The 22302-nt window shown below is 46.2% G+C and carries 20 protein-coding genes and 1 pseudogene; 14 read left to right on the forward strand and 7 right to left on the reverse strand.

The annotated features are described in order from the left end of the window. Positions 1-21 precede the first annotated feature (21 nt). Both LCF57_RS13095 and LCF57_RS13100 read left to right on the forward strand, forming a co-directional pair. Positions 22-534, forward strand: coding sequence for a prepilin peptidase (locus tag LCF57_RS13095; protein WP_226001087.1), 513 nt, complete (start codon positions 22-24; stop codon positions 532-534). Between the two features lie 64 nt (positions 535-598). Continuing rightward, entirely contained in the window at positions 599-2410 is a 1812-nt protein-coding gene (locus LCF57_RS13100) for a DUF6382 domain-containing protein (RefSeq protein WP_226001088.1), read from the forward strand. Between the two features lie 88 nt (positions 2411-2498). On the opposite strand, the pseudogene LCF57_RS13105 reads toward LCF57_RS13100, so the two are convergent. Then, positions 2499-2630 (reverse strand): annotated as a pseudogene (locus tag LCF57_RS13105) (XRE family transcriptional regulator); the annotation flags it as partial. A gap of 161 nt (positions 2631-2791) precedes the next feature. Between LCF57_RS13105 and LCF57_RS13110 the strand changes: the two are divergent. Both LCF57_RS13110 and LCF57_RS13115 read left to right on the forward strand, forming a co-directional pair. After that, a complete protein-coding gene (locus LCF57_RS13110) occupies positions 2792-3997 on the forward strand; it encodes a WXG100 family type VII secretion target (RefSeq protein WP_226001090.1) in 1206 nt (401 codons plus the stop codon). 14 nt (positions 3998-4011) lie between these two features. Next, positions 4012-4362, forward strand: a complete 351-nt coding sequence (locus LCF57_RS13115) for a hypothetical protein (protein ID WP_226001091.1) — start codon at positions 4012-4014, stop codon at positions 4360-4362. 175 nt (positions 4363-4537) lie between these two features. Here LCF57_RS13115 and LCF57_RS13120 read toward each other — a convergent pair whose 3' ends face one another. Further along, entirely contained in the window at positions 4538-5452 is a 915-nt protein-coding gene (locus tag LCF57_RS13120) for a TIGR01777 family oxidoreductase (RefSeq protein ID WP_226001092.1), read from the reverse strand. 313 nt (positions 5453-5765) lie between these two features. Between LCF57_RS13120 and LCF57_RS13125 the strand changes: the two genes are divergently transcribed. From LCF57_RS13125 to LCF57_RS13140, 4 genes are all read left to right on the forward strand, one after another. Beyond that, positions 5766-6893 (forward strand): deoxyribonuclease IV, encoded by a 1128-nt coding sequence (locus tag LCF57_RS13125; protein ID WP_226001093.1) that lies wholly within the window; start codon positions 5766-5768, stop codon positions 6891-6893. A gap of 22 nt (positions 6894-6915) precedes the next feature. Beyond that, positions 6916-7815, forward strand: a complete 900-nt coding sequence (purU, locus tag LCF57_RS13130; protein ID WP_226001094.1) for a formyltetrahydrofolate deformylase — start codon at positions 6916-6918, stop codon at positions 7813-7815. A 359-nt stretch (positions 7816-8174) separates the two neighbouring features. Further along, positions 8175-10220 carry a transketolase gene (tkt, locus tag LCF57_RS13135; protein WP_226001095.1) on the forward strand — a complete coding sequence of 682 codons (2046 nt, stop codon included), beginning with the start codon at positions 8175-8177 and terminating at the stop codon, positions 10218-10220. Positions 10221-10457: 237 nt separating this feature from the next. Next, on the forward strand, positions 10458-10772 hold the full coding sequence (locus LCF57_RS13140; RefSeq protein ID WP_226001096.1) for a pyrimidine/purine nucleoside phosphorylase: 315 nt from the start codon (positions 10458-10460) through the stop codon (positions 10770-10772). Positions 10773-10858: 86 nt separating this feature from the next. Here LCF57_RS13140 and LCF57_RS13145 read toward each other — a convergent pair whose 3' ends face one another. Then, positions 10859-11758, reverse strand: a complete 900-nt coding sequence (locus LCF57_RS13145) for an NAD(P)-dependent oxidoreductase (RefSeq protein WP_226001097.1) — start codon at positions 11756-11758, stop codon at positions 10859-10861. 249 nt (positions 11759-12007) lie between these two features. Here LCF57_RS13145 and LCF57_RS13150 point away from each other — a divergent pair, with 249 nt between their 5' ends. From LCF57_RS13150 to LCF57_RS13160, 3 genes are all read left to right on the forward strand, one after another. Continuing rightward, entirely contained in the window at positions 12008-13363 is a 1356-nt protein-coding gene (locus LCF57_RS13150) for a glucose-6-phosphate isomerase (protein WP_226001098.1), read from the forward strand. A gap of 148 nt (positions 13364-13511) precedes the next feature. Continuing rightward, positions 13512-14144 (forward strand): YigZ family protein, encoded by a 633-nt coding sequence (locus tag LCF57_RS13155; RefSeq protein WP_226001099.1) that lies wholly within the window; start codon positions 13512-13514, stop codon positions 14142-14144. A gap of 5 nt (positions 14145-14149) precedes the next feature. Continuing rightward, a complete protein-coding gene (locus tag LCF57_RS13160; RefSeq protein WP_025716214.1) occupies positions 14150-14731 on the forward strand; it encodes a TetR/AcrR family transcriptional regulator in 582 nt (193 codons plus the stop codon). A 168-nt stretch (positions 14732-14899) separates the two neighbouring features. Here LCF57_RS13160 and LCF57_RS13165 read toward each other — a convergent pair whose 3' ends face one another. Further along, complete coding sequence (locus LCF57_RS13165) at positions 14900-15301, reverse strand: secondary thiamine-phosphate synthase enzyme YjbQ (protein WP_226001268.1); 402 nt, start codon at positions 15299-15301, stop codon at positions 14900-14902. Between the two features lie 221 nt (positions 15302-15522). Between LCF57_RS13165 and LCF57_RS13170 the strand changes: the two genes are divergently transcribed. Both LCF57_RS13170 and LCF57_RS13175 read left to right on the forward strand, forming a co-directional pair. Further along, entirely contained in the window at positions 15523-16584 is a 1062-nt protein-coding gene (locus tag LCF57_RS13170; RefSeq protein ID WP_226001100.1) for a sulfate/molybdate ABC transporter ATP-binding protein, read from the forward strand. A gap of 167 nt (positions 16585-16751) precedes the next feature. Then, positions 16752-17522: an MBL fold metallo-hydrolase gene (locus LCF57_RS13175; protein ID WP_226001101.1), complete on the forward strand. Its 771-nt coding sequence runs from the start codon at positions 16752-16754 to the stop codon at positions 17520-17522. A gap of 9 nt (positions 17523-17531) precedes the next feature. Here the strand turns inward: LCF57_RS13175 and LCF57_RS13180 are convergent, their stop codons facing one another. After that, on the reverse strand, positions 17532-19028 hold the full coding sequence (locus LCF57_RS13180) for a PLP-dependent aminotransferase family protein (protein ID WP_226001102.1): 1497 nt from the start codon (positions 19026-19028) through the stop codon (positions 17532-17534). Between the two features lie 133 nt (positions 19029-19161). Here LCF57_RS13180 and LCF57_RS13185 point away from each other — a divergent pair, with 133 nt between their 5' ends. Continuing rightward, a complete protein-coding gene (locus LCF57_RS13185; protein WP_226001103.1) occupies positions 19162-20073 on the forward strand; it encodes a DMT family transporter in 912 nt (303 codons plus the stop codon). A 109-nt stretch (positions 20074-20182) separates the two neighbouring features. Here LCF57_RS13185 and LCF57_RS13190 read toward each other — a convergent pair whose 3' ends face one another. Then, a complete protein-coding gene (locus LCF57_RS13190) occupies positions 20183-20983 on the reverse strand; it encodes a Cof-type HAD-IIB family hydrolase (protein ID WP_226001104.1) in 801 nt (266 codons plus the stop codon). Between the two features lie 160 nt (positions 20984-21143). Beyond that, positions 21144-22145, reverse strand: a complete 1002-nt coding sequence (locus LCF57_RS13195) for a lipoate--protein ligase (protein WP_226001105.1) — start codon at positions 22143-22145, stop codon at positions 21144-21146. Positions 22146-22302: the final 157 nt, after the last annotated feature.

The raw sequence follows: 22302 nt of genomic DNA on the forward strand, positions 1-22302 counted from the left end.
ATGGGGAGGGGGAAGGTCGCATTGACTTGGATGTATATTGTATGTGGAGTTTTACTGGTGATTGCGCTGGTCACCGATTTACGGAGTATGAAAATTCCTAATAAGCTTACGCTGCCCGGCATGGTCGCAGGTTTGCTGATTAATACGCTGTTTGGAAGCTGGCATGGTTTTTTATTTGCTGCTGCTGGACTTGGGACAGGATTTGGCCTCATGCTGATTTTGTATTGGATAGGAGCAGTAGGTGCAGGAGATGTAAAGCTATTTGGTCTAATCGGAGCCTGGACAGGTGCTGCTTTTGCGTGGCAATCGGCTCTATATTCAATTTTTTTTGCAGGCATTATTGGATTGGGAATCCTGCTATGGCGGAGGGAAACCATCATGAGACTGCGGCGCGTTGCTTTTAATTTGGGAGGATTTTTCCTGTTTCGCAGCGGCAAGGCGTTGACCAGTGGGAGAGAAGCGCATCTCAGGTTTCCATTTATGACCGCAGTCATTCCGGGAGCGATCAGTGCTTATCTTTACTTTTTGCCATGACATACCCGCCTGGCTGGATCATGCTGCCTTATAGGGAGCGGGAAAATGCTGAGGAGGTCATGAATTGTTTGGTTTAAGCAGGGATTTTGTCCGAAACAGCGGGACATTTATGGTTTTAAATAAGGAAAGCGGACTCAAGACTAATGATTTAAATTCCGTGCAAACCGGAATGATGACTGGTAATCGGATTCCTGGTCTTCTGGAACTAAGAATAAAGGAAGTCGATTTTCAGGTTGAGTTGCATTACGATATTTCAGGTCAACGCATGCTTTCTCAGGTATGGAAGGGCGGGGGCGTCTTGGCTTCTGAGTTTTATCGAATTCTTTTTGAAGTGGTAGATGCTCTTCATCGCAGCCCGCAATATATGCTAGATATAAGGCAGTTTATTTTGCATGAGGATTATATTTTTATAGACGGTTCTGGTTCAAGAAAAGCTGTCAGTTTAACCTATGTTCCTTTACAGAGTGTATTGTATGAAGGACAAGCAGGCAGTCAATTTAAGCAGATGATTATTCGTTTGATGACTCGTGTGGCTCACTTTCAGGGAGAAAATATGCAATGCATACTTGAGCTATGCGATAGAAATGAGTTTGAATTGCGATCGTTGAAGGAGCTGCTTTTGCAGGGGATGAAGGCTAGTTCAGAGAGCTTTAGTGCTCAAGATGAGGGGATAGAAGAAATTCATAATAGAAATGCCTATTTCCCAAATGAGCCTCAAGGAAAGCGTGATGGACTGTCCTCATTGCACCATCATTCAGAACGTGGAGGAGTGTACGGACAAGAGAAGCGGGAGACTTTGCAGGAAATTCAGGAGCTTAAACGGATTAATCGGCTTAAGCATTCTGTGAAGCCAGAGGAGAGTACAGAGGTAAACGCCGAAATGGAAGAAGTGGAGCCTACATTGCAAAAATATAAAACGTACATTGCTCTCGGGTGTTTGCTCGCTTCGGCCATCGTGTGGCGTTACATTTATCTGGATCATTCTGAGACCATGCCGTTGATCATTTTTGTTGTGCTGACTGTGGTACTTGCTGTGGTCGCTTATATAAGCTGGACGGGAAAATGGTGGCGTAAGGGCGCTTCGCCTCATATCTACGCCGATTCAGTACCTGTATTGGATTCGGAATGGTTAGGAGCTGCTACGCCGACTCAGCGGAAAAATGACCGCTATCAGGTGGATAAGCTGACCGGATTTATAGCGGGTCGTCAGCATCAAAACAAGCATTCTTCCGATCCGAGTAATCAAGGGCAGGAAAGCTGGCGATGGTCATTTCCAAACTCGGAGTCTGAGAGAACAGGAAGCCGAGTTGTGGAGGATAGTGGGATGGCTTCTGCACGTTATGACTTACACGAATCACCTAGGAATGGCACAGTTCAGGCAAATGAATTGGAAGCCAGTGAAACCAGCGAGGCTTATTATAAGTCTCTGTCTGGTGTAACGGAGCTACTAAATGCAGCATCCAGGCAAGAAACGGTGCTGCTTCGTACGGACCAAGAGACACATATTCCACACGTTCAGCAATCACCGATTGCCTGTCTGGAGCGCAAAGCACCAGGAAGTGGAGCGACCGAGCGCATTCGGTTGCAGCCAGATCAGTTCGTTGCAGGCAGCTTCTTTATCGGAAGAGATCCGCAATTGGTTCAGTTTGTAGACAATACAGAGGGGGCATCCCGTTCTCACATTGAGCTTTGTATGGATGCAAAAGGAGAAGGTCACATCATCAAGGATTTGTCCTCGACAAACGGAACTGTTTTGAACGGAGAGCCGATGGTGCCTTACAAGGAGTACGTTATGAAGGATGGAGACACTTTTAAAATTGCCGGAGTGTCTTACACTTATCGGCTGGACTCTGCTAAATCCTCCGATGCTTCCTAAGGTGAAGGGTAATATATTATGTATGTATAGAAGAAAAAGAAGCCCATTTAAAGTATTGGGCTTCTTTGACGTTTAAGTTGAGGGTAGTTTATTGAGTATTTTGATTCAATTTATCATCTAGAGTATGTTTGATGACATCTGTCAAATTACATTCTAGCTTGTTACATATATCGTCGATAATTTTCATAGCTATGTACTCGTTACGCCACATTTTAGCGGCAGTTGACGGGGAGGTATAACTATTTGCTGATACTCAGAGCTGAGCCTTTTGATACAGGTATAAAGAAACACTCTTTCTTATAACAATTTAGGAGATAAGGCTGTTTTCCATAAATTTGAATAATGCTATCATGTCATAACGAACTTGAACCGAGGTAAATTATGACAACCATTAGAGTAACTCCTGAACAACTTATATCCGTCTCCAAGCAATTTGACTCTGCACAGAAAACAGCGATTCAGATGAATAGTCAATTGATACAGCAAATTTCTTTTATGCAGCAATCATGGGATGGTATAACCAAAGAGCAATTCTACTACCGTTTCCAAACATCTCAGAAGAATATGACTGACTTTGTTACTCTGACGGATTCCATTGCTAGGGAGTTGCGTCATCATGCAGAAAAATTCAGATTAGCGGATCTAATGGAAGTAGGGAGTATAGACTCTAGCTGTTTACCACCTCCACCGAATGCTTGTGCAGTTCCTGCTCCAGATACACGGAATGCTTTGGAAAAATCGGCAGATAGTTTGGTAGAGCTTGGTGAGGATTTTATGGCTGCTGCGGAGGACAGATACGAAAAACGCTATGACTCCGTAGGAGGATTTTTAGACTATTGGACATTTGGTATTCCGAAAGGTCTGTATCAAGGATATGCGGAGCGAGCATCCAAGCAGTTTGATTCAGCAAATGATTTTTTTAACTTCTGGACTTTTGGTATACATGGAATGATCAGAGAAGCTACATTCCCTACAAATGCTTGGTCAAAGGAACATTGGGCCAATATGATTAGTACAGCTGCACTATTTGGAGGAGTTAGCTCAGTAATTAAGCCTAAAGTTGGTTTGGGATCGTCAATAAAATATGAGGTGAAATCTGGGACTATTATTGAAGCTAAAGGGACTTCAAAACGTTTATCTGATAATATGTTAGGTAAAAATGATGCTGACCCATTTAGGGATATTTATGGTCCGGGAAGACTTTCTCACCCAGAAGAGTGGAGTAACATTATTAAAAACACACAAGAAGCGGGTGTTGAAGTTAGGATTTTGGATAGAGATATTATGGCGTATGCTCCCAAAGGATCAGGGAAGCCTGGTCAACTGAATATATATGAGGATGCTTCAATTAGTGCATTGCGACATGAGTATCAACATTTCCTTGATGATAAGGCTAAAGGATTTCCAAGTTTGGATGTAACATATGAATTCAAAAATAGAATTATCATGGAGCTTAGGGCTTATATGGTGGAGATAAAAGAAGCAGAGAGGATTGGAAATAAGGAGCTTGCAGAACATCTCTGGGGCAATTACAGAAATGAACGGCAGTATCTTTTAGAGAATTTTGGACCAGTTAAACTAGATTGAATGGAGAGTGTATAATGAATCTACTCACTTTATCAAAAGAAATACGAGAGGGAAAGATAAGTGACGATAAATTAGTGGAGTGTCTGGATATTCATCATAACCAGGTTATGATGAATGCTATGAGTCAGATAGCAAAAAAGAAGCTCTGCAACCAAAAAATTATCGAAAAATTGAAGTATATTAGCCAGTTCAGAGATCCGGAAGTAAACAAGCTATTTGGTATTGATACTCTTGGACACTACAGTATTGCAGTACTTCGAGTATTGAACACCTCTGAATCTATAAAACAATATGATCTTTTAATGGCTGAACTAGATGATTTTGATAAGGAAATAGTTGAGAGGATAGCTGAAGGGATAAGTTAAGAGGCGTTGCAAGAATTCGTCCTAGTGTTTGTACAGGAATCAGAACACATTAAAAGAATAAAGAAGGGTTCTATGGTTCGTATTATTTAAATTAAATTTTTTTTGTATGAAAATAGATTGTCAAAAAGGAACCCTAGCTGGTGAGATGCTACCATCCTGGAGTTCCTCTTTTAATTCAACGCTGCTTTGGAGGAGAATGGAGTTCCTCCAGCGCTTCCTTCAGTGAAGGATAGTTAAACTTAAATCCGTGCTCCAGCGCTTTGCGTGGGAGTACTTTTTGCCCGTCCAATACAAGGGTGCTCATCTCACCGACAAGCTTTTGAACGAGAAAGCCGGGAACGGGGAACCAATGTGGACGATGGTATACTTGAGCGACGGTTCTGCCAAACTGGTCGTTCGTCAACGGGTGTGGTGATGAAGCATTCACTGCCCCAACGATCTCCGTTGTATGGATGCAGTACGTGATCAGACGAACGATATCCTTAATATGAATCCAGCTCATCCATTGATTACCGCTGCCTATTCTGCCGCCGAATCCGAATCTGTAGGGCAATTTCATAAGTGGAAACGCCCCTTTTTTTCTGTCCAGCACGAGGCTAATACGTAGCTTAATTAAACGGGAATCGGATGGATAGGCGCCTGTGGCCTCTTCCCACTGCTCGACCACCTGTGAAAGAAAATCTTCCGAACGACGTGGGCTGGTTTCATCGAACGTTTCGGTCAAGGAAGTTCCATATGCGGCAACAGCCGATGCCTGAATGATGACCTCCGGTTTTCTTTGCAGAGTATTCAGTGCCTGAGCCAGCCGGGCAACGGACAATAGTCGTGATTGAAGAATTCTTTGTTTGGACTTGTCCGTCCAGCGTTGATTCAGCGTTTCGCCTGCCAAATTAACGACCGCATCTGTGCCTTCCAGTAATTCAGGCCTTTGTTTCAATTCGTTCCAGCTCATGTATTGCAAGCGGGGGCTTGATTCGTGACCTTCCAGCGGCTTACGCGTAATGACCTTCACAGTGTATCCGTCGCCCAGCAGGCTTTTGACCAGCGCACTCCCTACCAATCCAGTACCTCCGCACACGATGATGTTCATGGAGCAAGCTCTCCTTCCGATTCGCAAAAATATATATGTTATAGAATATAACCCTTTTTAAGAAAAAAAACTTCTTTTGAACGACTTGTGTACGCTAATGGCCCCTAAAGGCCATCAATCCATGCTTTTACTTACCCTCGTTGGACGGGCATGTCTTCTGGTTCGTACTATGCTTGTATGATTCCCAATGAAAGCACATACGATAGGCTGCCATAAAAGCCATGTTGTTTGATTTCAATAATCACGTTAAAATGATTAAATTAATTAAGACAAGCATAACAGGATAATAAGGATAAGGGGATGAATCAGGATCATGCTGAAAATTGGTTCTCATGTGTCCTTCTCGGACAAGGGTCTGCTGAGTGCTACAAAAGAAGCGTCTTCTTACGGGTCCAGCTCGTTTATGATATATACGGGGGCACCGCAAAATACGCGTCGTAAGCCGATGGAATCCATGTATTTGGAAGAAGGCAAGCAGTTAATGACCGAAAAAGGGATGGAGGATATCGTGGTGCATGCCCCGTATATCATTAATCTCGGTTCCTATAAAGAAAATACCTATGAGCTGGCGGTTAGCTTTCTTCAGGAGGAAATTCGCCGCACACACGCGATTGGTGTGAAAAATATAGTGCTGCATCCGGGTGCTTTTACCGATAAGGATGCAGAGTACGGAATCGGGCGTATTGCGGATGGTCTGAACGAGGTACTGAACGGTGTTAAAGAGACAGATGTTAATATTGCACTTGAAACAATGGCGGGTAAAGGTACCGAAATGGGACGTAGCTTCGAGGAAATTGCCTCCATTATAGATAAAGTGGAGCACAACGAGCGTCTTAAGGTTTGTATGGACACCTGCCATATTCATGATGCGGGCTATGATATCGTGAACGATCTGGATGGTGTTTTGCAGCAATTTGACCGTATTGTTGGCTTGAATCGCATTGCAGTGGTTCACATCAATGACAGCAAAAATCCAGTCGGCGCTCGTAAAGACCGTCATACTCCGATTGGATCGGGCTGGATCGGCTATCAGACCATTCATAATGTGGTACATCATGAGGCACTTCAAGGACGCCCATTTATTTTGGAAACACCATGGATCGGAAAGGAAGCCAAAACGCAGCGTCCGATGTATGAAGTTGAAATTGCTTTGCTTCGCGGAAATGTGAAGGAGCGCTTTGGAGATGAATTTTTGGGTCAGGTCGAGCAATTGCATTCGTTTTTCAAAAAGCAGGATGTGGATGTACGAAAATTTGTGCTGGACACTTGGACTCTGCTGAAAAATGATGCCAAAGCGAGAAAAGCCGATCCACGTGAGCCGCTGGAGCGTCTGTATGACATGATCACGGAGGCAGCCCTGTTTCCAGAGCTAAGCGAAGAACATATTAATCAACGGCTGATTGCCTGGTTTGCCGGCAGTCATTTGCCAGTGACAGTATAAACCAAGGGGGATTAGTAGCCACATGGAACTTCACGTAAAACATCATCCAAACAGCACTTTATCTGCACATGAAAACCGCGCACGTATGCTTGTATCCTGCCCTGATGGGCCGGGGATTGTAGCGGCCGTGTCCCGCTTTTTGTACGAGCATGGGGCCAATATCGTCCAATCTGACCAGTATACAATGGACCCGTCCGGCGGTATGTTTTTTATGCGGGTTGAATTTGATCTGCCGAATTTGAGTGCAGCCCAGCCGCAGCTGGAGCAGGACTTTGTCGCTGTTGCTGAGCAATTCCGTATGGAGTGGACGATTGCTGCGGTCAGCCGCAAGAAAAAACTAGCTATTTTCGTTTCCAAAGAGGATCACTGTTTGGTAGAGCTGCTGTGGCAATGGCAGGCAGGGGATCTGGACGCAGATATTGCATTGGTGGTTAGTAATCATCTGGATATGAAGGAGTATGTGGAATCGTTTGGCATCCCGTATCATCATATTCCGATAACACCTGATACCAAGCCAGAGGCGGAGCGCCGTCAACTGGAGGTCATTGGTGACGACATTGATGTTATTATTTTGGCGCGGTACATGCAAATTATTTCTCCCAAGTTTATTGAGCACTACCGCAACCGGATTATCAATATCCATCATTCCTTTCTGCCTGCATTTGTGGGTGGCAAGCCGTACGCCCAAGCATATAAACGCGGGGTGAAAATTATTGGCGCTACCGCGCATTATGTAACCGAGGAATTGGACGGTGGTCCGATCATTGAGCAGGACGTGCAGCGGGTAAGCCACGGAGACGATGTAAATGAGCTAAAACGAATTGGACGCACCATTGAGCGGGTCGTTTTGGCAAGGGCCGTGAAGTGGCATGTGGAGGATCGAGTTCTGGTTCATGAGAACAAAACCGTCGTTTTTAATTAATCTTAAAATTTTAAAAAAAATTTTGAGTACACCACTTTTAAAAAAAACAAAGCCCGTCATTTCGACGGGCTTTGTTTTTTGTGATATTTTTTCGTGATTTTATCATTTTTTAAATGAGGTTAATACATAACGGGTATATTGATATGAGGACTCTGTACCACATTTCGACAACCATCTCTATAAACAATCTGGCAAACCTTCACGGCAAATGGTACAATACTTAAGAATGTATAAGTCATATTGAAACATTCAAGCAGATTCACTCACTCCAAGAGACGCTGTTTCGATATCGGACAGTAGTATTGGAGAGCATGACCGAATGCAATTGGCATACTTTTTACAATATGAGGAGGCAAACCATGACTGACCAGAATCAAGCGATTCAAAAGGATGAAAACTCCACAATCGACAATTTGTCCATCACAACTATTCGTACGTTGGCAATTGACGCCATCGAGAAAGCGAATTCGGGACATCCTGGTATGCCAATGGGCTCCGCGCCAATGGGCTACCAACTTTTTGCTAAAACAATGAATCATAACCCGGATCATCCTACATGGGTTAACCGTGACCGATTTGTACTGTCTGCAGGACACGGCTCCATGCTGCTGTACAGCTTGCTGCACCTGAGCGGCTATGATCTGCCTATGGAAGAGCTTAAACAATTCCGTCAATGGGGCAGTCTTACACCAGGTCACCCTGAGTTTGGACACACTGCTGGTGTAGATGCTACGACAGGACCACTGGGACAAGGCTTGGCCATGTCCGTAGGTATGGCAATGGCCGAAGCTCAACTGGCTGCAACATACAATAAAGACGGATTTAAAGTTGTGGATCACTTCACATATGCGATCTGCGGCGATGGCGATCTGATGGAAGGTATTTCCCACGAGGCGGCTTCACTGGCTGGGCGTCTGCAACTGGGCAAGCTGATCGTATTGTTCGACTCCAATGATATTACACTGGACGGTAAGCTGAATCTGTCTTCTTCCGAGAGTGTTGCCAAACGTTTTGAGGCTTACAACTGGCAAGTGCTGCGCGTAGAGGATGGCAACGATCTTCCAGCGATCCAAAAAGCGATTGAAGAGGCGCAAGGCGATTCCACACGTCCTACGTTGATTGAAGTGAAAACAGTCATCGGCTACGGAAGCCCGAACAAACAAGGTAAAGGCGGACACGGCGGTACTCACGGCTCTCCGCTGGGTGCAGAAGAAGCCAAGCTGACAAAAGAATTTTACAAGTGGGTATACGAAGAGGACTTCCATGTACCGCAAGAGGTTCGCGAGCATTTTGCAAAAGTAAAAGAGCGCGGTATCGCGACGAACAAAGCATGGGATGAACAATTTGCGAAATACAAAGCGGCTCATCCTGATTTGGCAGCCCAGTTCGAAACAGCAATCAACGGCGATCTTCCAGACGGCTGGGACCGTGATCTTCCGAAATACTCTGCTGGAGACAAAGCCGTTTCGACTCGCGTAGCTTCTGGTAATGCACTGAACGGATTGGCGCCGAACGTACCTTTCCTGACAGGCGGATCTGCCGATCTGGAAAGCTCCACGATGACACATTTGAACAATCTGACGAACTTTACGCCAGAAGACTATGCCGGCCGTAATATCTATTTCGGTATCCGCGAATTTGGTATGGCTGCTGCAATGAACGGTATGGCACTGCACCAAGGCGTAAAAGTATTCGGCGGTACATTCTTTGTATTTACCGATTATCTGCGTCCGGCCGTTCGTCTGGCAGCTCTGATGGGATTGCCTGTAACCTACGTTCTGACTCACGACAGTATTGCTGTAGGTGAAGATGGTCCTACCCATGAGCCGATTGAACAATTGGCTTCCCTGCGTATTATCCCGAACCTGACGGTCATTCGTCCGGCGGATGGCAATGAAACTTCTGCTGCTTGGGCTTACGCGCTGGAAAACAAGAAAAACCCGGTTGCTCTGGTATTGACTCGTCAAAACCTGCCAATCCTGGCTGCTTCTGCCGAGCATGCACGTGAAGGTATCCAACGCGGTGCTTATGTCGTTGCAGATGCAAAGGACGGCAAGCCGGTTGCTCAAATTCTGGCTACAGGTTCCGAAGTACAACTGGCTGTTAAAGCACAGGAAGCACTGGCGGAGCAAGGTATCCAAGTACGTGTTATCAGCTTCCCAAGCTGGGATCTGTTCGAAAAACAAGACAAAGCTTATAAAGATTCCGTTCTGCTGCCTGATGTGAAAGCCCGTTTGGCTGTAGAAATGGCGTACCCACTGGGCTGGGAAAAATATGTCGGCGACCAAGGCGACATTCTCGGTATCAGTACATTTGGCGCATCCGCACCTGGCGACCGCGTCATTAAGGAATATGGCTTTACAGTAGAAAACGTAGTTGACCGTGTGAAAGCTTTGTTGAAATAAAACGGAGTAAACAACGCTCCTGTGATGGAAATCCAAGTGAAACAGACAGTCGTAACCTGAGAAAGGCTTACGGCTGTTTGTTTCATACAACCGAGATTTTCAAGAAATCTTTTTTGAAAATCCAGTGTATAGGATACGGCGATGCAGTGTGTATTTTCTTACTGAATATGGAATCAAATCTATGTTATGATGCACAATATTCATTCAACCATTGATGAGCAGATGAGGGGATAAAAAATGTCACAGTTTGATGGAGTCAGCGTAGTTAAAAAAGCAAATATATATTATGACGGTCAGGTCACGAGCCGTACAGTCATCCTGAGTGACGGCAGTAAGGTTACACTGGGGATTATGCTGCCGGGAATATATGAATTCGGCACGGATTCCCGCGAGATCATGGAGATTTTGGCAGGGGATCTGAAAGTATTGCTTCCAGGTACTGAGGAATGGCTGGAAATACAGGGAACGGCAACGTTCCACGTACCTGCGCAGTCCTCGTTCAAACTTGAAGTACGAAGTGTGACTGATTATTGCTGTTCTTACCCTGAATAAACAGCTAAACAGGGTAAGAACACACGACTTCAAGCCAAGTGTCCTTACCCTTTAAGCTAGCGTATAACAGCAAAGAAAATTACAGCTTATTCGAGAGGCTTGCCACCAATGGTGCGGCCAATCCATGCTTCGTATGTCTTCACGACAGCGGATAAGTCCTCGTCACCGTAGCCTTGCGTTTGCCCGGCTTGAAACAGGCTTTTGGCAATGGCCAGCATTGGTGTCGGAATGGACAGGCTATCGGTAAGGGAGGAAGCAAGCTTCAAGTCCTTGAGCATCAAGGCAAGTGAGAACTGGTTGCTAAAATCATGCTCAATGATTTTGCGTCCTTTCAGGTCCGCAGCCTTGCTGCCAGCCGATCCGAGCTGAACCAGTTCAAGGAAGCTGTCTGCCGGAATACCGGATTTGGCGGCAATAGCGAAGCCCTCAGCCAGAGCGAGGTTGTTAATGCCGACCATCGTATTATGAGCGAGCTTGGCTACGGCTCCGCTGCCGTTTGGCCCCATATGAAGTACCTTTTTGCCCAAGGCATCAAAAACGTCCGACTGTGCTGCAATGGCTTCCGCGTTTCCGCCGACCATGAACACGAGTGTTCCGTCAACAGCGGCAGGCTTGCTACCTGTTACAGGAGCATCAATGAAGGAGCAGCCCAGCTTGTCCGCTTCAGCGGCAAGCTGTTTGACCAGCTCAGGTGAAATCGTGCTGTTATCCATCACGGTCACGCCAGATGTGAGACCGGCAAACACGCCGTCCTCACCGTAATAGATGTCACGAATTGAGTTATCATCGCTGACCATGGTAATGACCAGTTGCTGACCTTCAGTTGCCTCACGAGGCGTTGAAGCTGTACGAGCGCCCTGCTCTACCAGTGGCTCGCAGCGTGAAGCCGTACGGTTATAAACCGTGACTCCAAATCCCTGCTTCAGCAGATTGGATGCCATCGGGGCGCCCATGGTGCCCAGTCCGATAAATCCGATGTTTTTCATTGCTAATCACCTTTCTTGTTGGAGGATACCGTCCGATAAGATGCGAATTCGGCTTGAAATGAATGTTTAACAGGTTGTTCTCAATTTATTGTAGCATGGGTATGCCACCCTATCTACACCGGGGTCTGTCAAGGCACACGACATACAGGTAACGCAAGCTTGTCAGGCCCTGCAAATTAAAGTATCCTATTCCTAAGTCCTTATGTTCGTATTCATGGTCTTAGTAATACCAAACAGGAGGTTCCAAACATGTCTAAAAAAGTTATTTTTGATTACACTAAAGCACTCTCCTTTGTAGGTCAGCACGAAATTGATTATTTTGCAGAACCCATCAAACTAGCTCATGAGCAACTGCACAACCAAACAGGTGTAGGCTCCGATTTCTTGGGTTGGATTGACCTGCCTACCAATTATGATAAAGAAGAATTCGCACGCATCCAAAAGGCTGCAGCTAAAATCCAAAGCGATTCCGAAGTACTGATCGTCATCGGTATCGGCGGTTCTTACCTTGGAGCACGTGCTGCCATTGAGATGCTATCGCATTCTTTCTACAATGCCCTGTCTAAAGACCAACGCAAAGGTCCGGCTATCTATTTTGCAGGCAATAACATCAGCTCTACATATATGAATCATCTGCTGGAACTGATTGAAGGAAAAGACTTCTCCGTCAATGTTATTTCCAAATCAGGTACGACTACTGAGCCAGCTATCGCTTTCCGCGTATTCCGTGCAGCTCTGGAGAAAAAATACGGGAAAGAAGAAGCGCGCAAACGTATTTACGCAACAACGGATAAAGAACGCGGCGCTCTGAAAAAACTCGCTAACGAAGAAGGCTATGAATCCTTCATTATTCCTGATGATGTGGGTGGCCGTTACTCTGTACTGACAGCAGTAGGCTTGCTGCCGATTGCTACAGCCGGCATTAACATTGAGGAAATGATGCAAGGAGCGGCAGACGCATCCAAAGAATACAGCAGCCCGAACGTAGCTGAGAACCAGGCTTACCAATATGCAGCCGTTCGTAACGCTCTGTACCGTAAAGGTAAAGCCATTGAAATTCTCGTAAACTATGAGCCTTCCCTGCATTTCGTATCCGAGTGGTGGAAACAGCTGTACGGCGAAAGCGAAGGCAAGGATTATAAAGGCATCTATCCTGCGTCCGTTGATTTCTCGACAGACCTGCACTCCATGGGACAATTCATTCAGGAAGGCAGCCGCAATATTTTCGAAACGGTTATCCAAGTCGAAAATGTGCCTAGCCACATCACCATCGAGGCAGACCAGGATGATCTGGACGGACTGAACTTCCTGGCAGGCAAAACCGTGGATTTTGTAAATAAAAAAGCATTCCAAGGTACATTGCTGGCTCACACAGACGGACAAGTACCGAACCTCATTGTAAATATTCCTGACCTGAGCCCGTACTCCTTCGGGTATCTGGCTTATTTCTTCGAAAAAGCTTGCGGCATCAGCGGCTACTTGCTGGGCGTAAATCCGTTCGATCAACCGGGCGTAGAAGCGTACAAGAAGAATATGTTTGCCTTGTTGGGCAAACCGGGCTTCGAAAAAGAAAAAGCTGAGCTTGAAGCGAGATTGTCTGAATAAGGGAACTATAATCTCTGACCCAAAGCAGGATTTCGAGCAGGGTGTTATAGGTTGTAGCCTCAGATAAAGTACAGGGAAGCAGTTCACCGGCTGCCAGAAGCGGGGGACTGCTTTCTTGTAAAATGAAGTAAGGAAGGGTATACGTAATATGTTGGAACAATACCGAACCGTACGCGGTTCCGGCAGCAAGGAAATTGTGATCCGTAAATCCCGTTTTATCGGCCATATTCAGCCTGTTCAAACCGAGGAAGAGGCGACGGCTTTCATAGAACGCATCAAAAAAGAGCACTGGAATGCAACCCACAATTGTTCAGCTTACATGATTGGAGAAAGAGACGAAATCCAGAAGCAATCGGATGATGGAGAACCAAGTGGTACGGCTGGAAAGCCCATTTTGGAGGTGATCCGTAATCAGAAGCTGAAAAATGTGGCGATTGTCGTCACCCGTTACTTTGGTGGTATTTTGCTGGGAGCAGGAGGTCTGATTCGTGCATACTCAGACGGTGCCGTTGCAGCAATCGAGGCAGGCGATGCGATTACGCGTGTATTGCATCGTGAAATTTTTGTGGAATTAGATTATACTTGGTTGGGTAAAGTGGAAAATGAATTGCGGAATCGCAGCATCCGTACTGGAGAAACCATATTTACGGATAAAGTTACGTTAACCTGTCTGCCGCTGGCTGGTGATGCTGAATCCTTCAGCAACTGGATAACAGATTTGACACAGGGGCAATCACTTGTGTCGGAGGGAGAGCAGCTTTACTTTATTGAAGGGGAATAAATAATATGGCTAGAAGAGCAGTGGAACAGGAGTTGTCAAGAGGGCGGATTCTGGAAGCGGCCAGGCACTTGTTTATTACCAAGGGCTACCGTGCGATTTCAATGCGCAGCATTGGCCAGCATCTGGGTTACAGTCATGGTTCGTTATATTATCATTTTAAAGAGAAGGCTGAACTGTTCTACGCCATTGTAATTGAGGATTTTAATACATTGCGCGGAATTTTGCTGCAATCAGCAACAGGTACGCCTGAGGGCGGCTTGAGCAGACTGGAGTACTTGATGCTGGAATTCATCCGTTTTGGCTTAGAAAATCCATATCAGTACGAAATTATGTTTATGATGCACGATGAAGAATTGCTTGCATATTGTCGCACAGAGCAAAACCGTTGTGTGGAATTGTTTGCTTCTATGATCCTTCAGGAATTGAGTGGTCAGGGACACTCGGAGGAAGATTGTTCATGGGTACCGAAAAGTCTGTTTTTATCTATGCACGGCTTTGTGTCATTCTATATCCAAGATGGTTTAACCTTTGAAGAAATCAGACCTGCTGCTTTAGCACATGTAAAGCTGCTGTGCAGACACCTATGAGCGTACCTGCAATCACACGCCTCGGCCATGAACTTATAGGGCGCTTTTCTAGGTATTTGCACTTCAAGGCGGTGACTAATCATTACGTTACTTTGCGAAAGCGACTAAGAATTTAACAGACGATGATGAATCCAGGAGGAGAACATCATCGTCTTTTTTTTATGGTCGTCAGCCCTCCATGATTTTTACATAGTATTGTCGCCTGCGTGGTCCATCGAATTCACAAAAATAAATTCCTTGCCATCGTCCTAGTAGCATCCTTCCATCATGGATGATGACAGTCTGAGAGGGGCCCGTTGTGATGGATTTAAGGTGGGACGCCGTGTTTCCCTCCATATGGCGATATTGGGGATGTTCCCACGGGTAAACCTCATCCAGTCTTAATATCACATCATGTTTGACATCCGGGTCAGCATTTTCATTAATGGCAATTCCGGCCGTTGTGTGTGGACAATAGATGAGTACGGTTCCGTGTTGAACCCCGCTTTTTTCGACCAGTGAAGCAACCTCACGAGTAATATCACGTATTTCATCTCGCCGTGTAGTAGATAACTCTAAAGTATGCAGCATGATGATTTCATCTCCTTTCTTTTTCATATTTTACCCTTTTAGCTCTCAACCTAATATATAGAGTTGACGACAAAAGCTTTCCTTTGATAAAGTATCACATAAGAAAAACATAGTATAGACATTGGATTAGTTGAATGACTCAAATGAGGTACGCGCTTTGCGAAAAGCAAGGCTGCTGCTGTTCCTGAACAGGTTCAGAAGCGGAAAGGAAGTGTACGGATATGCATGTCGAAGTAAAGGGATTAAACAAGCATTTCGGTAATTTTCATGCGGTAAAGGACGTATCTTTTGAGATTCGGAAGGGCCATTTGATTGGTTTACTCGGTCCGAGTGGTGGCGGAAAAACCTCTATTTTACGCATTTTGGCAGGGTTGGAGCAACCAGATACCGGAGAGATTCATTTCCACGGAAAAAGAGTGAATGAGCTGGCCCCTCAAGAGCGCGGAATCGGATTTGTCTTCCAAAACTATGCTTTGTTTAAGCACATGAGCGTGTACGATAATATTGCCTTTGGTCTAAAAGTGAAAAAAAGCTCCAAAGCCCATATCAAAGAGCGAGTCACAGAGCTGGTCGAGCTGACAGGGCTCAAAGGCTTCGAGCATCGTTATCCGCATCAATTATCAGGTGGGCAGCGGCAGAGGGTTGCTTTTGCGCGTGCCTTGGCGCCGGAGCCTCAATTGTTGCTGCTGGATGAGCCTTTTGCAGCCATTGACGCCAAGATTCGTCAGGAGCTGCGAAGCTGGCTGCGGGAGTTGATTGAGCGGGTGGGCATTACCTCCATTTTCGTCACTCATGATCAGGATGAGGCGATTGAGGTAGCGGATGAAATTATGGTCATTAATCAAGGAAGGCTGGAGCAGAAGGGAACGCCTTGGGATATTTATAAAAAGCCGGGGACGCCGTTCGTTGCTTCTTTTATTGGTGAGTCGACAGTGATTGAACAGGCATCCAGCCTTAAGGGCTTCGAGGAAGCTGCTGGAGTAGGAGTACGTGCCTTGATCCGGCCGGAGTATATTGATGTCGGGCCAAGTGAAGAGTTTGCACTTCTGTCAGCGACCGAGGAAGGCGTTGTGAAGCATTTGCATTTCCGGGGAAGTGAGTGGATGGTTGAAGTACAGGTCGGAGATCAACGGCTTATGACGTACCGTTCGCTGGAGAAATCTACTCTGGAGCCTGGTCAGCAAGTGCGAGTGCTGGTACATCGGGCCTATCTGTATAATGACCAGACGAGCTGGATGGTGGAAAATCGCCTGAAGAAAGATCCAATGCCTATAATGATTTAAAAGTATAACAATTACGCATGAGGGGATGTCCGGCCTGATTTCAGGGCTTGGGGCATGCTCCTTTTGGCGTTGGAGGTGGAAGAATTTACGCAGACGATTTACGCAGAATCGGTGTGTTCGCTATAATAGTAATACGACAACCATTCAGATAGATAGGAGTTTAATTCATGAATCGGCTTATTTTTCTTGGCACGGGGGATGCAATGGGTGTTCCGCGTGTATATTGTGATTGTCTCGTCTGCACAGAGGCACGCTCGACAGGGGCGAATGTAAGGCTGAGATCGTCTGTGCTGATCGAAAGCGATACGGAGGACTTTATGATTGATTGTGGTCCGGACTGGCGCAGACAGCTAGAATTACGGGACCTCCGCTTCATCCGTACGATCCTTGTTACACATGCGCATTTTGATCATATTGGAGGATTGCCGGAATGGGCGGATGCCTGTCGCTGGACCGGGAATAGAGGCCGCTTGTATGCTCCACAGGAAGTGATTGATACGATTCTGCGTCAATTTTCCTGGCTTCCTGGACATCTGGATCTCATCCCTGTTGATCAGGGAGCCCAGCTTGCCGGGTGGAATATCCGAGGCTGGCGTGTGAATCATGGCAAGAACGGATATGCTTACGCTTATCGACTGGAAAAGGACGGCTTTTCGTGGGCCTATTGTTCGGATTCGATTGGACTGAATGAGGCGGAAATTCTGCCCTTGCATAATCTGAATCTGCTCGTGCTCGGAACGAGTTTTTATCATGAGGAGGCCGAGTATTCGACCCGCTCGGTATATGACATGCTCGAGGCTCAGGAGCTTATAGGAAGGCTTGAGCCTGATTGTACGGTATTTACACATATGTCCCATGATGTGGATGTCACACGCAACTACGGGCTTCTGGAAGGGATTTGCTTGGCACAAACCGGCATGAGTCTGCCGTTGGAATAGCAATCCCCATTACATCGACCGGCTGATGCGGAGTAGTTTGGAGATGCCCTCTTTGATTTGCAGCTCGTTGGCGTATGAATAGGACAGCCGCACATGCGTTGTACCCTCCGCGCCAACGGGATCAAATACGTTACCCGGTACAAAGGAGACGGACTCCTGTATACATTTGGCAAGCAACTCATTGGGCTTCAACGCAAAAGGCAGCTGGAGCCACAGGTTGAGTCCTCCTGACGGGCTGGTCCATGTCCAGCCTGATTCGCGGAGACTGCCTTCCATCGTTTCCTTACGAATCTGGAGCGCGATACATAGCTTTTTGATATGCTGCTGCATACGTGGAGATTGAAAGTATTGTAAAAACAGCTTTTGATTCAGCAGTGGCGATCCATTGTCCACCAGCGCTTTGACACTCATCAGGCTGGCCATAACCTGGCGTCGACAGGTCACGGCTGCGATGCGCAGACCGGGTGCTACATATTTGCTGTAGCTGCGAATGTAGACGACGCTTCCCGAGATGTCATAGGCAAAAATCGGGGAAGGGGGCTTTTGCCCAAAGCTGATGTCATAGGTGCTGTCATCCTCGACAATAAGACATCCATAACGCTCAGCCAGTTCGGGCAGACGTTTGCGCTGCTCATCAGGTACCGTAAAGCCGGTCGGGTTGTGAAATGTCGGATTCATATAAAAGAGACGCGGTTTTTCCGTTTTCATGCACCATTCAATCTGATCCATATCATAACCTTCCGGGCGAATATCAGTTGTAGTCAGACGTGCGCCTTGTCTACGGAATATTTCCATAGCGGGACCATAGGCAGGCCGCTCGATTAATACACGGTCTCCTGTACGTAGAAGAGATCGGGAAATTAAATCGATGGCTTGTTGTGCGCCGGAGGTAATCAGCACTTCGTCTGTTGATAAGGCAAAATGCTTATCTGCACTAAAATGCTGCGCCATGGCATCACGCAGCTCAGCATCCCCTTGTACAGAAGAATAGGTAGCCGCCACTTTCGGATGCTTTTCAAAAACCTGCATCATTAATTCTCCCCAATATCGGTTGGGCAGGAGAGACGGATCAATCAATGATTTGGAAAATTGGAAGTCGGCGTTCACAGACTGGACACGGGTAAGCCCATCCATTCCCCTCCAGGCGGAAATAGACGGATCGTCTGCCGCGTAGGCAGATTCCGAGTGTAAGTTTTGTTTGGTAGATGAACGTTCCGAGCGGGAGGAAAATCCTTCCAATGTATTTGCATGGGAAGCATGAGCGTAGTACCCTGATTTATCCTTTACATAAATACGCCCCTGTTGCTTTAATTCCTGATATGCCCGGAAGACGGTTAACCGATGCACACCCAATTCCTGAGCCAAGCTTCGCACAGATGGCAACTTAACGTTGGCTGGCCAGTCCCCGCGATCAATCCGCACATTAAGGTAATGAATGACCTGCTCATACAGCTTTAAGGCCTGATCGGTCGTCGAAAAGAGTAATTCGCTGTTGTTCCTGCCCATGCTGTCCACGCTCCTTTTGTGTGTATTGTACTATACATCCCTTCAAAATCATATACAACTGTTCTGTGGGTACACATCTGTTCTGTCTGTCTCCTTGTATGCTTGTGAGTAACAGAAGGGAGAGGGAAGTGTCATGATTGGTATTGCCTTTACAGTAATGTGTCTTATTTTTGGCACAACATTTTTGGCTATAAAAGTGGGAGTGGAAGCCGGGCTTCCACCATTCCTATCAGCAGGCACACGCTTTCTGGCAGCAGGAGCGATTTTGTTTATTGCGATGAGACTATCGGGAAAGGTTCGGTGGTCGTTATTATGGCGTAAGGAAATGCTGCTGATTGGAGCGGGAACGACCTTCGGTACATTTTCAGCACTGTATTGGGCAGAGCAATATGTCAGCTCGGGGATCGGTGCTATTTTGTCAGCTACTGGGCCGATGATGATTGTGCTGATGCAGTCCGCATTACTGCGGCAAAAAACGACGAGAATTACGCTCATTGGCTGCATGATTAGTTTTCTCGGGGTAGTGCTCGTGGTATTGCCCGGATTGGCGGTTCAGATTAGCGGTTTGTGGCTAGCGGGTTGCATAGTCATTTTGCTGGGTGAGCTGTGTTATTCGGGAGGGGCTCTTTATTCCAAGCGAGTCATGGATGCGTTTCGTGATACGAATCCGATTGCCTTGAATGCAGCGCAAATGTTCCATGGTGGTTGGATGTTGCTGGTACTGTCTGCGATCACGGAACCGTGGAGTTCTGAGGGGTGGCAGTACCTTCCTGCCATGGGGTCGTTATTTTATCTGATCCTGTTTGGTTCGATGATTGCACATACACTGTTCTACTGGCTCATGGAGCGTACGAATCCACTGTTTCCGACCACATGGCTCTATATTTCACCACCGATTGCTGTAGGCCTTGGTGCTTTTTTATATGGAGAGCATGTAAGCTGGTGGATGCTGGCAGGGGTGCTGCTCATTGTGACCGGATTGATGTGCATGAACAACGGAATCATCCGTCTGGTGAACAGACGAAAGCTGCGCACGGCTCCCTGAAAAATGTGAGTCATTTACATTCAGGCATCGTATTTGATGATACAAAAAAAACCTCCAAAGCAACCGAATGTTCTTGAATATGCGGCGCTTGGAGGTTTTTAACTTAAAATTATTCAATATTCAATACGAATTTGTCGATGGCATGCTTGACGCCGTCTTCGTTATTGCTGGTAGTGATGTAATCAGCCAGCTTCTTCAAATCAGGGATGGCGTTCTCCATGGCTATGCCGAGACCTGCACATTCAAGCATTTCATGGTCGTTCCAGGAGTCGCCGATGGCAATCGTTTCCGACAGCTCACAGCCAAAATGATTTGCCAGGAAGGTGAGAGCGTGGCCCTTGGTACCTTCATGATGCATAATTTCCAGAAAATGAGGCTTGGATTTCGTAATATGCACTTCATTGCCAAGCAGTTCGCGCAGCTCGGGAATTAATTCGTCCAACACTTCCGGCTCGTCAATGATCAGCAATTTAGGAGCCGGTTGCTCTATAACTTTACTGAATACAGGCTCTACAAAATATTCCGTATTGTTCAGCTCGGTGTAATCCTTGATTTTCTGATTATCTTCACGTGTGTACAGCTTGTCATCGATATAGGTTTGCAAATGCAGATTGCGTTCCAGGCAGAATTCATACAGGCGGCGTGCAGCCACGAGTGGAACATAACGCTCATACAGCACGTTTTCGTCCAGCAGGTTTTTGACCAAAGCTCCCTGGTACGTAATGATCGGCACGTTCAATCCTGTTTGGCGGGCAATTTTATGTGCGGAAGCGTAAGCTCGTCCAGTGGCGAGCGTAACCACAACACCTTTGGCTACAGCAGCTTCCAAGGCCTGTTGTGTCGCCGGAGTAACTTCCTTCTGATCGTTAATAAGTGTATCATCAATATCAATAGCAATTAATTTATACATATCGGTAATCTCTCCTTTATCTCTATCATGGGGCAATGCTAAAATTGTATCTCATAATATTCAAAATGACAATATCACATATAAGGGGACGCCCCCTATAAGAGCCTGTCCCCTTATAACCACTGAAGTATTGGTTTGAAACGATGGGAAAAAGTAGCTGTTAGTCTTCCAAAAATACAAGCCCGACAAAGTCGTCCAGCTCAATATTACCAAAATAATGCTTCAAATCGAGAGAGGACAAGGCTTGACGAACCTCGCCTTCATCATAGCGTTTGCCACGCAGAATATTTTCAATATCAGCGACGTCGCCCACACCGAAGAAATCACCATAGATTTTAATGTCACGGATATGGCCTTCTTTAAGGTCCATGCGGATATCAATAATACCGACCGGGAATTTACGGGTGTGCTTGATATTGCTCTCCGGGGATTGACCGTAATTCCAGTCCCAGGATTGATAGCGTTCTTTGGAAATTTCATGAATTTTAGCCCAATCAGCATCGGTGAGCTTATATTGGGGTACCTGATCCAGCTCTACTCCGAATATGAAACGCAGCAGTTCCTCACGAAATTGCTCTATCGTCATCTCACGATCCATCAGCTCGCTGATGTTAGCAACGCGGCTGCGGACGGATTTGGTGCTTTTGGATTTAAACTTTTCAGGGTTGGCATGCAAGGACGCAGCCACATTGTCCAGATTCAGGTTAAACATCAATGTGCCGTGGCTGAACATGCGTCCACGTGTGGCAAACTGGGCGTTTCCCGAAATTTTGCGTTCACCGACTTGAAGATCGTTGCGTCCAGTCATTTCGGCTTCCACACCCATTTGGCGCAGGGCATCAATAACAGGCTGCGTAAATTTGAGGAAATTATGAAAGGACTCCCCGTTATCCTTGGTAATGAAGCTGAAATTTAAATTACCAAGGTCATGATATACAGCTCCACCGCCGGACAGGCGACGAACGACCTGAATATGGTTGTCTCTGACAAACTCGGCGTTGATTTCTTCAATGGTGTTTTGATGCTTCCCTATAATAATAGAAGGCTGATTAATGTAAAACAGCAGATAGCTGTCGTCCAGCGGTAGATGCTTAAGCGCATACTCCTCAATGGCAAGATTAATGGCTGGATCGTGTATGCCCTGGTTGTCGATGAACAGCATGTCCATTCCTCCGTATACAAACTGTGTAATTTTATGTGTATCATCTTCTATTGTAACCCAAGTGAGCAATGTACACAAAAGCTCATTTGCATTGACGGAACGCAAAAAACAGTCCCATAATGGAGCTAAATGATCAGGAACGGCCGGAAAGGATGAT

It is taken from the genome of Paenibacillus sp. BJ-4 (genome assembly GCF_020404765.1).
In the GTDB taxonomy this organism is placed as follows: Bacteria; Bacillota; Bacilli; order Paenibacillales; family Paenibacillaceae; genus Paenibacillus.

Coding starts and splice junctions, on each gene's coding strand:
- LCF57_RS13110 (WP_226001090.1), top strand. CDS start 2,792: ATGACAACCATTAGAGTAACTCCTGAACAACTTATATCCGTCTCCAAG.
- LCF57_RS13115 (WP_226001091.1), top strand. CDS start 4,012: ATGAATCTACTCACTTTATCAAAAGAAATACGAGAGGGAAAGATAAGT.
- LCF57_RS13120 (WP_226001092.1), bottom strand. CDS start 5,452: ATGAACATCATCGTGTGCGGAGGTACTGGATTGGTAGGGAGTGCGCTG.
- LCF57_RS13125 (WP_226001093.1), top strand. CDS start 5,766: ATGCTGAAAATTGGTTCTCATGTGTCCTTCTCGGACAAGGGTCTGCTG.
- purU (WP_226001094.1), top strand. CDS start 6,916: ATGGAACTTCACGTAAAACATCATCCAAACAGCACTTTATCTGCACAT.
- tkt (WP_226001095.1), top strand. CDS start 8,175: ATGACTGACCAGAATCAAGCGATTCAAAAGGATGAAAACTCCACAATC.
- LCF57_RS13140 (WP_226001096.1), top strand. CDS start 10,458: ATGTCACAGTTTGATGGAGTCAGCGTAGTTAAAAAAGCAAATATATAT.
- LCF57_RS13145 (WP_226001097.1), bottom strand. CDS start 11,758: ATGAAAAACATCGGATTTATCGGACTGGGCACCATGGGCGCCCCGATG.
- LCF57_RS13150 (WP_226001098.1), top strand. CDS start 12,008: ATGTCTAAAAAAGTTATTTTTGATTACACTAAAGCACTCTCCTTTGTA.
- LCF57_RS13155 (WP_226001099.1), top strand. CDS start 13,512: ATGTTGGAACAATACCGAACCGTACGCGGTTCCGGCAGCAAGGAAATT.
- LCF57_RS13160 (WP_025716214.1), top strand. CDS start 14,150: ATGGCTAGAAGAGCAGTGGAACAGGAGTTGTCAAGAGGGCGGATTCTG.
- LCF57_RS13165 (WP_226001268.1), bottom strand. CDS start 15,301: ATGCTGCATACTTTAGAGTTATCTACTACACGGCGAGATGAAATACGT.
- LCF57_RS13170 (WP_226001100.1), top strand. CDS start 15,523: ATGCATGTCGAAGTAAAGGGATTAAACAAGCATTTCGGTAATTTTCAT.
- LCF57_RS13175 (WP_226001101.1), top strand. CDS start 16,752: ATGAATCGGCTTATTTTTCTTGGCACGGGGGATGCAATGGGTGTTCCG.
- LCF57_RS13180 (WP_226001102.1), bottom strand. CDS start 19,028: ATGGGCAGGAACAACAGCGAATTACTCTTTTCGACGACCGATCAGGCC.
- LCF57_RS13185 (WP_226001103.1), top strand. CDS start 19,162: ATGATTGGTATTGCCTTTACAGTAATGTGTCTTATTTTTGGCACAACA.
- LCF57_RS13190 (WP_226001104.1), bottom strand. CDS start 20,983: ATGTATAAATTAATTGCTATTGATATTGATGATACACTTATTAACGAT.
- LCF57_RS13195 (WP_226001105.1), bottom strand. CDS start 22,145: ATGCTGTTCATCGACAACCAGGGCATACACGATCCAGCCATTAATCTT.